General features: G+C 70.3%; 11 protein-coding genes. 3 read left to right on the plus strand and 8 right to left on the minus strand.

What is annotated here, in order from left to right:
• The first annotated feature begins 10 nt into the window (after window positions 1-10).
• Window positions 11-487 (plus strand): universal stress protein, encoded by a 477-nt coding sequence (locus tag DEW08_RS18725; RefSeq protein WP_109330143.1) that lies wholly within the window; start codon window positions 11-13, stop codon window positions 485-487.
• A gap of 24 nt (window positions 488-511) precedes the next feature.
• Here the strand turns inward: DEW08_RS18725 and DEW08_RS18730 are convergent, their stop codons facing one another.
• The 5 genes from DEW08_RS18730 to DEW08_RS33550 all read right to left on the minus strand — a co-directional run bounded on the left by DEW08_RS18730 (window position 512) and on the right by DEW08_RS33550 (window position 6,014).
• Entirely contained in the window at window positions 512-1,162 is a 651-nt protein-coding gene (locus DEW08_RS18730) for a YitT family protein (protein WP_109330146.1), read from the minus strand.
• Between the two features lie 22 nt (window positions 1,163-1,184).
• A complete protein-coding gene (locus tag DEW08_RS18735; RefSeq protein ID WP_109330148.1) occupies window positions 1,185-2,357 on the minus strand; it encodes an amino acid aminotransferase in 1,173 nt (390 codons plus the stop codon).
• A 197-nt stretch (window positions 2,358-2,554) separates the two neighbouring features.
• The gene (locus DEW08_RS18740) at window positions 2,555-3,628 is read right to left on the minus strand and encodes an aldose epimerase family protein (protein WP_109330151.1); all 1,074 of its coding nucleotides are present in this window, start codon (window positions 3,626-3,628) and stop codon (window positions 2,555-2,557) included.
• A 284-nt stretch (window positions 3,629-3,912) separates the two neighbouring features.
• Complete coding sequence (locus DEW08_RS33545; RefSeq protein WP_342760784.1) at window positions 3,913-4,854, minus strand: methyl-accepting chemotaxis protein; 942 nt, start codon at window positions 4,852-4,854, stop codon at window positions 3,913-3,915.
• Window positions 4,818-6,014: a methyl-accepting chemotaxis protein gene (locus DEW08_RS33550; protein WP_342760785.1), complete on the minus strand. Its 1,197-nt coding sequence runs from the start codon at window positions 6,012-6,014 to the stop codon at window positions 4,818-4,820. Before DEW08_RS33550 ends, DEW08_RS33545 begins: the two co-directional genes overlap by 37 nt.
• Window positions 6,015-6,572: 558 nt before the next feature.
• Between DEW08_RS33550 and DEW08_RS18750 the strand changes: the two genes are divergently transcribed.
• Both DEW08_RS18750 and DEW08_RS18755 read left to right on the plus strand, forming a co-directional pair.
• The gene (locus DEW08_RS18750; protein WP_109330153.1) at window positions 6,573-9,428 is read left to right on the plus strand and encodes a PAS domain S-box protein; all 2,856 of its coding nucleotides are present in this window, start codon (window positions 6,573-6,575) and stop codon (window positions 9,426-9,428) included.
• Window positions 9,429-9,652: 224 nt separating this feature from the next.
• Entirely contained in the window at window positions 9,653-11,251 is a 1,599-nt protein-coding gene (locus DEW08_RS18755) for a methyl-accepting chemotaxis protein (protein WP_342760786.1), read from the plus strand.
• A 72-nt stretch (window positions 11,252-11,323) separates the two neighbouring features.
• Here DEW08_RS18755 and DEW08_RS18760 read toward each other — a convergent pair whose 3' ends face one another.
• The 3 genes from DEW08_RS18760 to DEW08_RS18770 are packed head-to-tail and all read right to left on the minus strand — an operon-like array spanning window position 11,324 to window position 13,973.
• Window positions 11,324-11,821: a RidA family protein gene (locus DEW08_RS18760; protein WP_109330157.1), complete on the minus strand. Its 498-nt coding sequence runs from the start codon at window positions 11,819-11,821 to the stop codon at window positions 11,324-11,326.
• A gap of 47 nt (window positions 11,822-11,868) precedes the next feature.
• On the minus strand, window positions 11,869-12,333 hold the full coding sequence (locus DEW08_RS18765) for a c-type cytochrome (protein ID WP_181449460.1): 465 nt from the start codon (window positions 12,331-12,333) through the stop codon (window positions 11,869-11,871).
• A 56-nt stretch (window positions 12,334-12,389) separates the two neighbouring features.
• Window positions 12,390-13,973, minus strand: coding sequence for a flavin monoamine oxidase family protein (locus DEW08_RS18770; RefSeq protein ID WP_425429125.1), 1,584 nt, complete (start codon window positions 13,971-13,973; stop codon window positions 12,390-12,392).
• Window positions 13,974-14,176: the final 203 nt, after the last annotated feature.

Here is a 14,176-nt window from a genome sequence, read left to right on the forward strand (position 1 = left end):
GGAGAAGATCATGAGCTACTTCCTCGACCGCATCGTCTACGCCACCGAGCTGGAACCGGACGATGCGCGCGTCTTCCGTCATGCGGTCGGCCTCGCCCGCCAGTTCGATGCCAAGCTGCACGTCATCACCGTGGCGAAGGGGCGCGACCAGCCGCGCATCGACGATTATCTCAGCCACGAGGAGATCGCGCGGCTGCACGCCGATGCCGCCGATGCGCTGCACGTCCGGCTGGAAAGCCGCATCGACGCCTTCTGCACCGCCAACCCCGACCTGGACGCCCGCGGCGTCATCGCCGAGCTGCATGTGCGCGACGGCGACGCCGCCGCCCAGATCCTGGCGCTGGCCGGGCGGGTCGGGGCGGGGATGATCGTGCTGGGGTCGCACGGGCACAGCCCGCTCGGCGAGATGCTGATCGGCTCGGTGGCGCACACGGTGCTGGTGCGCTCGCGGGTGCCGGTGCTGCTGGTGCCGATCAACACGCACTGACCGGCGCTCCCGTCCGACGCCGGGTCAGCTGAAGCCGAGGTAACGGCCCGGCCGGTGGTTGATCGCCAGCAGCATGTTGACGATGGTCGCCCCCACCACCGACAGCAGCAGCCGGTCCGGCGTCAGCACGAACACCGCCGCCGCCAGGATCGACAGGTCGATGGCGAGCTGGAAGTAGCCGGCGCGGATGCCGTGCCGCTCCTGCAGGTAGAGCGCCAGGATGTTGATGCCGCCGAGCCCGGTGCGGTGGCGGAACAGCATCAGCAGGCCGGTGCCGCACAGCCCGCCGCCGATCACCGTGGCGTAGAGCGGGTCGAGGTGGGTGAAGCCGATCCACTGGTCGGTCAGCCGCGAGAACAGCGTCACCAGCGCGATGGCGATGAAGGTGCGCAGCGTGAAGGCCCAGCCCAGCCGCTTCCACGCCAGGACGTAGAAGGGCAGGTTGACGACGAAGAACAGCGGGCCGAAGGCGAAGGGCGTGACGTAGCTGAGCAGCAGCGCCGCCCCGGCGATGCCGCCGGTCAGCAGCATCGTCTTGCCGTAGATCACCATGCCCAGCGCGATGAACAGCGTGCCGAGCAGCATGGCGATGGCGTCTTCGTAGAGCCGGTGGCGGTGCGTCGGGGCAGGCACCGCCGTCACGCCGGACTCGGACGCGGAGAGGGTGTCGGACATGGCAGGCTCCCCCCTCTCCCGCTCAGCGCAGCGCCGCGAACCTGGCGACGACCTCGGCGACGTCCGCCGTCTTCAGCCCGGCGATGTTGATGCGGCCGGAGGTCGGCATGTAGATCGCGTGCTCCGCGCGCAGCCGCAGCACCTCGGCCTCGGTCAGCGGCAGCAGGGAGAACATGCCCTCCTGCCCCTCGATCGCCGAGAGCGCCGGCCAGACCGGGGCGAGGCCGGCGGCGAGCGCCCGGCGCAGCCCGACGATGCGGGCGCGCATGCCCTCCAGCTCCTCGCGCCAGTCGCGGGTCAGCGCCTCGTCGCCGAGGATGGTGCGGACCACGGCGGCCCCGTGGTCGGGCGGCATGGAATAGCTGGTGCGGGCCAGCGCCATCAGGTTGGAACGGGCGAGTGCGGCGGCGTCGGCGCTGGCCGACACGGCGAAGATGGCGCCGGTGCGCTCGCGGTAGAGGCCGAAGGACTTGGAGGAGGAGACGGCGACCAGCGTCTCCGGCACCGCGGCGATCAGGTGGCGCAGCCCGGCGGCATCCTCCTCCAGCCCGCGGCCGAAACCCTGGTAGGCGAGGTCGACCAGCGGCAGCACGCCCCGCTTCTCCAGCGTCGCGGCCAGCACGGCCCACTGGTCGGCCGACAGCGGCGCGCCGGTCGGGTTGTGGCAGCTTCCGTGCAGCAGGGCGGCGTCGCCCGGCCCGGCCGCCTCCAGCGCCTCGACCATGCGGTCGAACAGCACGGTCTGGCCGGCGGCGTCGAAGAAGGGATGGCTGGACACCGTCAGGCCGGCGGCGCCGAAGATGCCGACATGGTTCGGCCAGGTCGGCGTCCCGACCAGGATGCGCCTGCAGCCGCCGCGCAGCAGCAGGTCGGCGGCGAGACGCAGGGCGCCGGAGCCGCCCGGGGTCTGGACGCCGGCGGCGACGACGCGGCGGCCCGCCGCGCCGCCCACGAGGTTCCACAGCCGCTCCAGATAGAGCGTGTCGCCTTCCAGCCCGATGTAGGCCTTGCTGTCCTGGCTCTCCAGCAGCAGGCGCTCGGCCGCCTTGACGGCGCGGAAGACCGGGGTCCGCCCCGCCTCGTCGCGATAGACGCCGACGCCGAGGTCCACCTTGCCGGGGCGGCTGTCCTGGTTGTAGAGGCCGATCAGGGCGAGCAGGGCGTCGTCGGGCTGGCGCGAGAGGGCGTCGAACATGTGTGGCCGTCCGGTTGGCAGAGGGTGGCTGTCGGATGGGCGCCCCCGGGCGCCCGGCCGCGATCCTCCGCTTTCACGCGTCCGTGCACAATCGGGAAGTTCTCAAGGACGCCCTGCGCTGGAGCGGGGGACGCCGGGAGAAGAGGTGCGGGGGGAAGGCCGTTCCGCCTCGCCTTCCCCCCGTCCATCCCGCGGACTTACGCCACGCCGAAGCGGTAGACGATCTGTCCGGCATACCACTGCCCCGGCCACAACGCGGTGGAGGGGAAGTGGGGGATGTTGACGGAGTTCGGGAAGTGCGACGGCTCCGCGCAGAAGGCGCTGTGCCGGGTGTAGAGCGTGCCGCCCTTGCCGAGGTCGCGCGGGCTTTTGCCTTCCAGGAAGTTGCCGGTGTAGAGCTGCAGGCCGGGTTCGGTCGAGAGGACCTCCAGCGTCCGGCCGCTGCCGGGATGGAGGATGCGGGCGTGCAGGCCCATCAGGTCCGCCGGCTTGTCGATCACGTAATGCAGGTCGTAGCCGCGGCCGTTCACCAGCATCGGGTGGTCGGCCTCGATCCGCGCGCCGAAGGCGGTGGGGGCGCGGAAGTCGAAGGGGGTGCCGGCGACCTCCGCCTGCTCGCCGGTCGGGATCGCCGTCCCGTTCAGCGGCAGGTAGCGGCTGGCGCGCACGGTGGCGACATGGTCGAGGATGGAGGAGCCCAGGTCGCCCGACAGGTTGAAGAAGGTGTGGTCGGTGAAGTTGGCGACGGTGCGGCGGTCGGCGGCGACGGCGTTCCAGGCGATGGTCAGCGCGTTGTCGTCGCTCAGCGAATAGACCAGCCGGACCGGCAGCGTGCCGGGGAAGCCCTCCTCCCCGTCCTGGAAGACGTAGGTCAGCTCCAGGCTCGCCTCGTCGAGCTGGCGGGCGTCGAAGACGCGCATGCGCGAGCCGCGCTGGCCGCCGTGCAGCGTGTGCGGCGGGGCGTTGACCGCCGTCCGGTGCTCCACCCCGTCCAGCGTGAAGCGGCCCTGGTCGATGCGCCCGCAATAGCGGCCGATGAAGGAGCCCATGGAGGCCTGCCCGTTCATCGCGCCGTCGATGTCGTCATAGCCCTGCACCACGTCGCCGAGCACGCCGTCGCGGTCGGGCACCAGGATCTGCTCGATCTTGGCGCCGTAGTTGGTGATCCGTGCCACCATGCCGGTGCCGTTGCGCAGGGTGAACAGGTCGACAGGCCTGCCCTCGACGGTCGTACGGTAGTTCTCGCGCTGAAGTTCGCTGTAGCTCGCCATGGTCCACCCCGACAGAGAATCCGTCCCGGGCAATGCACCCGGAGGAAAAAGGGCCCGGAGGAAAAAAAGGGCCGACGGGCGGGGTACGCACGGCGGCCCAAGGCAAACGGGAGAAACGGCTTTGGCACTGCATCGACCTGTAGCAGCCCACCAAAGTCGGGCATATTAGTATATCAATCCGACATACCCGGCGATGTGGCAGAGTGACACAGTGACCGGTGACACAGTGACCGGTGACACAGTGACCGGTGACAGCGTTCAGAGCGAGGCGGCGCCGGTCCGGCTCACGCGGCGCGGACGGAGGTGATGAAGGCGGTCACCTCGCCGCGCAGCATCTCGGCCTCGCGGGCGAGGTCGCTCGCGGCCTCCAGCACCTCGGAGGCGGCGGAGCCGGTCTCGCCGACCGCTTGGTTGACGCCGACGATGTTCGACGACACCTCGCCGGTGCCGCGGGCGGCCTCGGTCACGTTGCCGGCGATGTCGCGGGTGGCGGCTCCCTGCTCCTCGATGGCGGCGGCGATGGCGGTGGTGATCTCGCTGATCTGGCCGATGGTCAGGCCGATGCCCTGGATCGCCTGCTGGGCGCCGCCGGTCGCCTGCTGGATCTCCCGCACCTTCGCCTGGATCTCCTCGGTCGCCCGGGCGGTCTGGGAGGCCAGAGACTTCACCTCGCCGGCCACCACGGCGAAGCCCTTGCCGGCCTCCCCGGCGCGGGCCGCCTCGATCGTCGCGTTCAGCGCCAGCAGGTTGGTCTGGCCGGCGATGGAGTTGATCAGCTCCATGACGCTGCCGATCTGGCGGGCGGCCTCCACCAGCGCCTGCATGGTGGCGTTGGTCTGCTCCGCCTGCGTCACCGCCTGGGCGGAGATGCGGGTGGAGGAGGCGACCTGACGGCCGATCTCCAGGATGGAGGCCGACAGCTCCTCCGTCGCCGAGGCCACGGTCTGCACGTTGACCGACGCCTGTTCGGAGGCGGCGGCGACGGCGGCGGCCTGGGCGCCGGCATGGGCGGCGGTGGAGGACATGGTGCCGGCGGTGCCCCGCATCTCCGTCGCGGCGGAGGCGACGGCCTCGACGATGCCCATCACCTTGGTGTCGAAGGCGCGCATCAGCTCCTCCAGTTGGGCGGCCCGGCGCTCCTTCGCGGCCTGCTCGCGCTCCTGCTCGGCGGCGAGGCGGTCGGCGGTGATCATGCTGTCGCGGAAGACGGTGACGGCGGCGGCCATGCCGCCGATCTCGTCCCCCGGCCGCGGCCGGGGATCTCCACCGTCGTCTCCCGCTCGGCCAGGCGCCGCATCGCCTCGGTCATCGCCTGGATCGGGCCGGTGACCCGCCGCTTGGTGACGATCAGGCCGGCGACGGTCAGGACGATCGCGGCGACGACCAGGATGCCGGCGACGATGGCGTCCCGCGTGGCGTGGTCCAGCCGGTCCTGCGCCCGCTCCACCATCTGGTCCACCGCGGCATGGGCGGTGTCGACGATGTAGCCCTGGCTGGCGGTGTCCTGCTGGCGCAGCGCGGCGATCTCGACCGGCGGCCTGCGGCCCTCCGCCAGGGCGGCCAGGATGGCCTTGCGCTGGTCGACCCGCGGCCCTTCGAAATTGACCTTGGCCTTGTCCGCCGCCTCGCGGATGGTGGCGGGCGTGTCGGCGCGCGACGCCGCCTCGGTCACCAGCGCCCAGGACTGGGCGGCGCGGCCGACCAGATCGGCGACGGCGAGCGCGTCGGCCTGGGTCCAGGGCTGGCCGGTGGCGACGGCGGTCTGGATGCGCAGCGCCATGCCGCCGGCGGCGAGCCGGGTGTTCCAGGCCGCCCGCTTCACCGACAGCAGATGATCGACCACCGGGTCGACCAGCTTCAGCGACGAGTCCAGCAGGTCCGTGGCGGCGGTCAGGGCGTCGAGGAAGGCGACGGGGGCCTTCGACCACTCCTCCGCCACGGCGGGGTTGCGCGCGGCCTTGGGCTGGCGGGCCGCCTCGTCGGCGTTGCGCCGGGCGGCGACCAGGGCGTCATGGGCGGCGCGCAGCCGGTCGGCGGCGCCGCGCAGCCCCGGCATCTCCAGCGTCTGCAGCGTCGCGACGATCGTCCCGTAGCCGGCCTCGGACACGCGGCGCTGGGCGGCGATCTCCGCCACGTCCGTGTCCTTGACCGGCTGGTCGGCGCCGAGCGCCGGGGTCAGGACGCCGCGCTCCAGCCGGACGGCCAGCAGGGTGCGCAGCAGGTCGCGGCTGGTCTCGCTGAGGGTTGCCACCGTGCCGGCGCTGCGCGTGCGCTCGACCACGTCGAAAAGCGAATAGGTGCTGGTGCTGATCAGCAGCAGCCCCAGGGCGGCGATCACCAACCCGAGCGTGGCGCGGATCGAGAGGCGCTGGAGGACATGTGTCATGACAAGGCCGTGAGTCTGGAAGGTGCGGGCTTGCCCCGGGGTGCCGGCAGTCTGCGGGCATCCGGAAAGGCGCCCGCAGCCTAGCAGATGCAGGGAAGATGTGAATATATTAGAATATCAGTAGGCTGCGACATTTCTTCGCTTGAAGTCCGCGTGAGGACCGGGGGGCGGAGTCATGCCTGTATTTGAGCTGATTTCCCCTTCGATCGGCGGGGCCGGCGTAGATTCGCGGATGGTGGGCGGGGTGCACGATCCTTGTGCAACGAAAACTTGAAGAGGTGCCGGGGCGCCTTGTCGGTCGGCCGGAACTCCACGAAGAGCGAGTCTGATACACGTCCGAAGTGATTACCAAACAATCATCCAGTTATCACGAAAACCATTCATTGCACTGACAAAGAAAATGCGTCATCTCCCGCCCGATTGTTTTAATGGGGTTCGGGGCCGCATGCTTCATCCGGGCCGCCAGCGTATCGGGAGCCGGGGAATGTACCGTCTGTTCATTGCATATGCCCATTGCCGCCATGCACCTATGTATGGAGAGCATTTCCGGACAACAAGATGATCCGTCGCAGGCGGGCAGGGACCAGGCCGCCGGGCCGTCTGTCCACCCGCGCCCCGCTTTTCCTGTTCCTGATCGTGTTCCCGCTGCTCGGCCTCAATCTCTACAATGCCCTGGCCGCCCGGGCGGAGCGGGAGAACGACCTCCACGAGGAGGCGATGCGCTGGCTCGCCATCGTCGAGACAGAGCAGGGCCACGTCTTCGACGAGGCCGGGCGGCTGCTGGATCTGCTGATCGACGGGGGGACGGCCACCCTGCCGGCGGAGCGGTGCAACGCGGCGGTGATGCACCTCGCCCCGCGCTTTCCCAGCTACCTGACGGTGACGGTCGCCGATGCCGACGGGCTGATCCGCTGTTCCTCCAACCCCGCCGCGCTGGGCCAGTCGATCGCCGACCGGCCCCTCTTCCACCATCTCCGCGAGACGGGCCGCAGCGTCGTCGGGGTCAGCGCCCCGTCACGCCTGTCGGGACGGCTGGAACTGCCGCTGGCGCGGCGGCTGGAGGATGCGGACGGCCGGTTCGCCGGGGCGGCGGTCGGGATGATCGACATCGGCTGGCTGGAGGATTTCCTGCGGCGCCAGCCCCTGCCCCCGGACAGCAGCCTGCTGGTGGCCGACCGGTCCGGCGTGGTGTTCGCGCGGGCGCCGGAGGAAGGCGGCCGGCGCAGCCTGCTGCCGCAGGTGTTCCGCCCCCTGCTGCAGAGCGCGCGGCGCGGCGTGGCCGAGATCCGTGACGGCGACCGGCGGCTGATCACCGCCTGGTCGCCCTTCAGCAGTGGGCTGCAGGCCACCCTGACCATCCTCGGCATCGACCGGGACGCCCGGATGGTGCCGGTGGACCGGTCCCTGATGCGGTCCCTGCTGCTGTCGGGCGCCGTGGTGCTGGGGGCGGTGCTGGCGACGGCGCTCGGCCTGCACCGCTACCTGCGCTACCGCGAGCGGGTGGAGCAGGCGCTGGAGCGCGCGCAGGAGCATCTGAGCCTCGTCCTGGCCTCGGTCGACGCCGGCGTGTGGGAATGGGACATCCGGGCGAACAGCGTCGTCTGGTCGGAGGGGATCTACCGGCTGTTCGGGGTGGATCCCGGAAGCTTCACGCCGGGCTTCACCGCCTGGCTCGACAGGCTGTCGCCGGAGGAACAGGTCTCCGTCCGCCGGATGATCGAGGATACCCTGGCCAACCGCCGGACCGACTACCGGCTGGAGCACCGCGTCCTCCTCCCGGACGGCGAGGTGCGCTGGCTCCTGGGGCTGGGGCGGGTGTTCTACGACCGCTCGGGCGAGGCGCTGCGGATGGTCGGCCTGACGGTGGACATCACCCAGACCAAGGAGACGGAGGAGGCCCTGCGGCGCAGCGAGCAGCGCTATCGCGGGCTGGTGGAATCGCAGACGGATATCGTGGTCCGCATGGATGCCGGCGGCCGCTACACCTTCGTCAACGACACCGCCTGCCGCGTCTTCGGCCGGCGGCGGGAGGCGCTGGTCGGGGCGCAATGGACGGAGTTCGCGGTGGCCGAGGACGTCGGGAACCTCGACGCCGCCATCGAGCGCATGAACGGCGATCCGCTGCGCCGCAAGACCTTCGAGGGGCGGGTGCGGACCACCACGGGGGTGCGCTGGTACCTGTGGGACGGCGGGCCGATCGTCGACGAGACCGGGGCCATCGCCGAGTATCAGGCGGTGGGCCGCGACATCAACGACCGCAAGCTGGTGGAGCAGCGGCTTCGCCTCGCCAAGGAGGAGGCCGAGCGGGCGACCGCGTCGAAGTCCCGCTTCCTCGCGGCGGCCAGCCACGACCTGCGCCAGCCGATGCAGTCGCTGTTCCTCTTCGCCGCGGTGCTGCGCGACCATGTCGACGCGGTCGGGCGCGAACAGCTCGTCCATCTGGAACGCAGCCTGGAGGCGCTGAAGGGGCTGCTCGACAGCCTGCTGGACGTCTCCAAGCTCGACGCCGGGCTGGTCAAGCCGCAGATCGAGGAGTTCCCGCTCGGCCTCGTGCTGGAGGAGCTGGACGCCGCCTACAAGCCGGTGGCGGACCGGCAGGGGCTGGGCTGGTCGATCGCCGGCTGCGACGGGACGGTCCGCAGCGACCGCGTCCTGCTGGCCCGGCTGCTGCGCAATCTGGTCGAGAACGCCCTGCGCTATACCCAGGAGGGCGCCATCGCGATCCGCTGCCGGGTGGACGGCGCCGACCTGCTGATCGAGGTCGAGGACACCGGCATCGGCATTCCCGCCGACCAGCGCGACCAGATCTTCGAGGAGTTCGTGCAGGTCGGCAACATCGAGCGCAACCGCCAGCAGGGGCTGGGGCTGGGGCTCGCCATCGTGCGCCGCCTCGCCCGGCTGCTGGGCTGCCGGATCGACCTGCATTCGGAGGTGGGCAAGGGCTCGGTCTTCTGCGTCCGCGTGCCGCGCGGGGCGGGGGCGCGGCGTCCGCCGCCGTCGAACAGCGACGCCGGGCTCAAGATCCGGTCCGGCCTGCTGGTCCTGGTGATCGACGACGAGATCCTGGTGCTGCTGGGGCTGCAGGCGATCCTGCGGGAATGGGGCTGCGGCGTGATCACCGCCACCGGAGCCGCGCAGGCGGTCGAGCGGCTGCGCGGGCTGGACCGCGGCCCCGACCTGATCCTGGCCGATTACCGGCTGGGCGGCGGCCGGCTGGGAACCGAGGCGGTGGAGCAGGTCCGCGCCGCCTGCGGCCGGCCGGTCCCGGCCATCCTGCTGACGGGCGAAACGGGAACCGAAGCGCTGCGCGAGGCGGCGTCGAAGGGGCTGCGCATCCTGCACAAGCCGGTCACCGCCAGGCTGCTGGTGGAGGCGCTGAACACCCTGACCGCCGGGCGGGCGGCAAATTCGTAGATAATTTTAACTATTTGCCGCGATTGTTTAGACCTGCGACCTTCTATCGCACAAGGCGCGGCTAACGCTTCGTGAGTAACGGGGTAATACTTTTTTGCACGATGTCCAGGCACTCCGCCTGAAGGTGGTGCAAAATGATGATCAAATCCCTCTCCGTCCGGACAAAGCTCCTGGGGCTTGCCGCAATCGCCAGTTTCGCGTGCCTGATTATTGCGGCAGCCGGGTTGTATCTCAGCTACAGCCGCATGTACCAGGACCGGATCGACTCGCTTCGATACATGGTGGAGGCCGGCCACAGCATGGCCACCCGGTACGAAGCGGAGGTCTCGGCCGGGCGCCTGACGCGCGAGGAGGCGCAGGCCCGCTTCAAGGACGCCTTCCTGGCGATCCGCTACAGCGGCGAGGAGTATCTGTTCGCCCACACCTACGGCTCCGTCGGCTTCGCCCATGCCAACCGCAAGCTGATGGGCGCCGACGTCTCCGGCATCAAGGACGCCCAGGGCGTGCCGGTGATCCCCGCGCTGATCCGCATCGTCAAGGCCAGGGGCGAGGGCACCTACGCCTATGACTGGCCGAAGACCCTCGGCGGCACGGACACCGCGGTGAAGCTGGCCTACGTCAAGGGCTTCGACCCCTGGGGCATCTTCATCGGCACCGGCATCTTCATCGACGACATCCGCACGGCCTTCCTGTCGCAGCTCTGGACCCTGCTCGGCATCTTCGCGGTCTTCGCGCTGCCGGCCCTGCTGCTGCTGGTGCTGTCCAGCCTGAAGCTCAGCACCACCATCCGCTCGCTGGCGCAGCGGATGCACGCGCTGGCCTCCGGCGACCTGTCCGTCACCTTCGCCGAGGCGGCCCGCGGCGACGAGCTGGGCGAGATGGGCCGCGCCGTCCAGGTCTTCAAGGAGAATGCCGAGGCCAAGGCGCATCTGGAGGCGGAGCAGGCCGAGCTTGCCCGCCGGGCCGAGGAGGACAAGCGGCGGGCGCTCGCCCAGCTTGCCGACTCCTTCGAGCAGACGGTGGGCGGCGTCATCCGCGCGGTCTCTCAGGAGGCCAGCGGCATGGAGCGGCGGGCCTCCGAGGTGACCGATGCGGCCGACCGCACCGGCCATCTGGCGAGCGCCGTCGCCTCGGCGACCGAACAGACCTCGGCCAACGTCCAGACGGTGGCGTCGGCGACCGAGGAGCTGTCCAGCTCGATCGGCGAGATCAGCCGGCAGGTCGGCCAGTCCTCGCAGATCGCCGGCGAGGCGGTCGGCATCGCCGAGCGGGCGAACGGCAAGGTCGGCGGGCTGGCCGGGGCCGTGGAGCGGATCGGCGCGGTGGTGGAGCTGATCAACTCCATCGCCAGCCAGACCAACCTGCTGGCGCTGAACGCCACGATCGAGGCGGCCCGCGCCGGCGAGGCGGGCAAGGGCTTCGCCGTGGTGGCGCAGGAGGTCAAGGCGCTGGCCAACCAGACGGCCAAGGCCACCGAGGAGATCGCCACCCAGGTCGCCGAGGTGCAGGCGATGACCGGCGAGGCGGTGGTCGAGCTGCAGGACGTCGTGCGGGTGATCGGCCACATCAACGAGGTGGCGACCTCCATCGCCTCGGCGGTCGAGCAGCAGGGGGCGGCGACCCGCGAGATCAGCCGCAACATCCAGCAGGCCGCCCGCGGCACGCAGGAGGTCACCGACAACATCGTCGGCGTGAACGACGCGGCGAGCCGGAGCGGCACGCTGGCGCACGAGGTCCTGCAGTCGGTGCGGCAGCTCTCCAGCCAGACCGACGCGCTGGGCGACGAGGTCAACCGCTTCCTCGGCCGCGTGCGCGCCGGCTGACCGCCGGGATGATGGAATGACGGCGGGGCCGGCCGGAGGGGGATGGTGCCCCGTCCGGCCGGCGCGCTGCCGTCAGTCCTTCTTCTTCACCGCGATCACCTCGATCTCCACCAGATAGCCGGGATTGGCCAGGGCGGAGACGCCGAAGACCGAGCGGGCCGGCAGGTTCGGCTGGCTGCCGCCGAAGAACTGGGTGTAGCCGGCCATGAAGCCCTTGAAATCCATGGAGTTGCCGTTCTGCGGGTCGGTCACGAGATAGACCTGCATCTTGACCACGTCGCCCATGCCGAGGCCGTGGGTCGCCAGGATGTCCTTGATCCGGGTCAGCACCCCGACCGTCTGCGTCGTGACGTCGCCATAGGCCTGACGGCTTTCCGGCGCGGCGGCCTTGTCGACCACCGGCGGCACCTGGCCGCTGACGTAGAAGGTCGTGACGTCGCCGGACACCGCGACCGCCTGGGCGATCGGGAAGGTGGAGTTGGGGATCGGGTGGCGCACCACGTCGGCCCGGGCGGAGCCGGCGGCGGCGAGGAGGGTGCAGGCCAGCAAGGCGGACTGGAACTTGGTCACGGGAAGTCCTTTTGTCTGAAGAGGGAGTGTGGCGGATCGGCAGCGGATCAGGGGCGGGCGGCCGCGACGTCCTTGGCCGTCACCGCGTCGGTGTAGGCGTTGCCGAAATGGCTGCGGACATAGTTGACGACCTCGGCGACCTGCTCGTCGCTCATCATCCGGCCGACCGGCGGCATGCCGCGATGGCCGTTGACCACCAGATGGACGGGATAGCCGGCGGCCTTGAGGTTGGCGTTGTTCGCCAGCGCCGGATAGGCGCCGGCGCCGACGGCGCCCGCCCCCTCCTTCATGTGGCAGGCCTGGCAGACGTTGGCGTAGAGGGCCTCGCCGCCCTGCTCGGCGAACTTGGCGGCCGGGCTCAGCATCGGCGCGGCAGCCCCCTGGGATTGGGTGCCCTGGGGCTGGGTGCTTTGGGGCTGGGCGCTTTGGGAGTGGGCGGCGGCCGACAGCGTCAGGGCGCCGAGCGCGGCGCAGGCGATCAGCGCCCGCGGCCGCAGGGACCGGAAGGTCATGGTGTCATCCTTGCGGTTGGGGGAGAGGGGGGCGGTCCGGCGAAGCGGTCCCGGCCTCACGCCGCGACGACGCGCTGGTGCAGGCGCGTGATGGCGTCGAGCGAGGAGAGGATCGCGCCCTCCATCCAGGCGGGGATGTAGGAGGCGTGCTCGCCCGCCAGCACGATCCGCCCGTCGATCTGGCAGAGGTCGTCGTAATGCTGGTGCCGCGCCTCCTCCGACCAGTCGCCGGCGCAGCCCAGCGTGAAGGGGATGCGGTGCCAGGCCACCGACACGCCGCTTTCGAACTCCGTCTTGTACTGCGGGTGGATCTGCGCGCCGTACTCCACCGCCCGCCTGATGCGCTCGGCCGGTCCCATGGCGGCGAACTCGTAGGAGTTGGGGCCGTTCCAGGTGTAGGCGCCGAGCAGGACGCCCTTGCCGCCGGCATTGTAGCCGGTGCTGGGGTAGGAGATCTGGCGGATCGGCAGGTCGGTGTAGCTGATGCCGCCGTAGATCGCCTCGTCCTGTTCCCAGAATCGGCGCTTGAACTGCAGCCCGACCTTGACGGAGGAGGCGTAGGGGACGGCGTCGATGGCGGCCTTCATCTTCGGCCCGACATCGACCTGGATCTGGCTGAGGATCGACAGCGGGATGGTGCAGACGCACCAGTCGGCGCTGGCCTGCAGCGTGCTGCCCGGCTGCTTGGTGTCCTGGTAGGTGACGGTGACGCCGCGACCGGTCTGCTGGATGCGGGTGACCTTGGCGTTGTAGCGGATCAGGTCGCCCACCTGCCTGGCGAAGCCCTTGCCGATCATGTCCATGCCGCCGACCGGCTGGAACATGGTGGTCTGGAACTCGTAGAGCGCGAAGTTCTGCAGGCTGCGCCACAGCCGCGACTTCAGGATCTCCGACAGGGCGATCGGCTCGCCCGGCACCGGGGCGGCCCCCAGCCCGCCGCCGGCATCCTTGGCGAAGCCGCGGAACTCCGCGGAGACCTCGCCCGCCCGGTAGGCATAGTCCTTGTCGAGCGCGCCCCAGGACTTCAGCGCCTGCAGCAGGATCTCCTGATCCTCCCTGGTCACCGCCCCGTCGAGCTTGCCCTGCTGCGTCGCCTTGGCCAGCAGTTCCGAGACATGGCCCTGGAAGTCCGTCTTGATCTCGCGGATGCGCTGCGGCTTGCCGCCGAAGGCCTTGGACGAGTGCAGATAGGCGTTGTGGTTGAGCTGGATGAAGGGCTCCAGCGCCACGCCGAGCCGCTGGCAATAGTCCAGCACCGCGTGATGGTGGTACGGGATGCGCCAGGGGCCGGGATTGATGTAGAGGCCGGGATCGAAGGTGCAGGTCTGCGTCGTGCCGTCGAGCTCGGTGAAGCTGTCGCCGCCGCGCAGCGACCAGTTGCGCCCGCCGGGCCGGTCGTTGAACTCCAGCACCTGCACCTTGTAGCCGGCCTGCCGCAGTTCGAGCGCCGCGGTCATTCCGGCAAGGCCGGCGCCGAGCACCAGGACCGAGGCGCCCTTCGGATCCCCCTCCAGCCGGATGCGCCCCTTGTAGCCCGACTCCGCCGCCAGCCCCAGGCTGGTCATGGCGTGATACATCACGGCCCCACCCGCGGTGGCGCCGATCAAGGACAGGAGATCGCGCCGGCTGACGCCGGTCAATCGCTCACCAGACATTGTTCCCCCTGTATTGACGGATGCCGGCGCGCCTTTGTTGCGACGTCTGCCGGACATGGGGGGCATACCCGCAAACGGTGTGCCAGACGGGGAAGCGCCGACAACCCTACACTGTGGCGCCCGGGGGTTGGGCATTTGCCACGTTCGGTGGCAGCGGAGGGAGGCGTTTGGTTAACTTTTCCTCAGAC

This window comes from Azospirillum thermophilum (genome assembly GCF_003130795.1).
Lineage (GTDB): Bacteria > Pseudomonadota > Alphaproteobacteria > Azospirillales > Azospirillaceae > Azospirillum > Azospirillum thermophilum.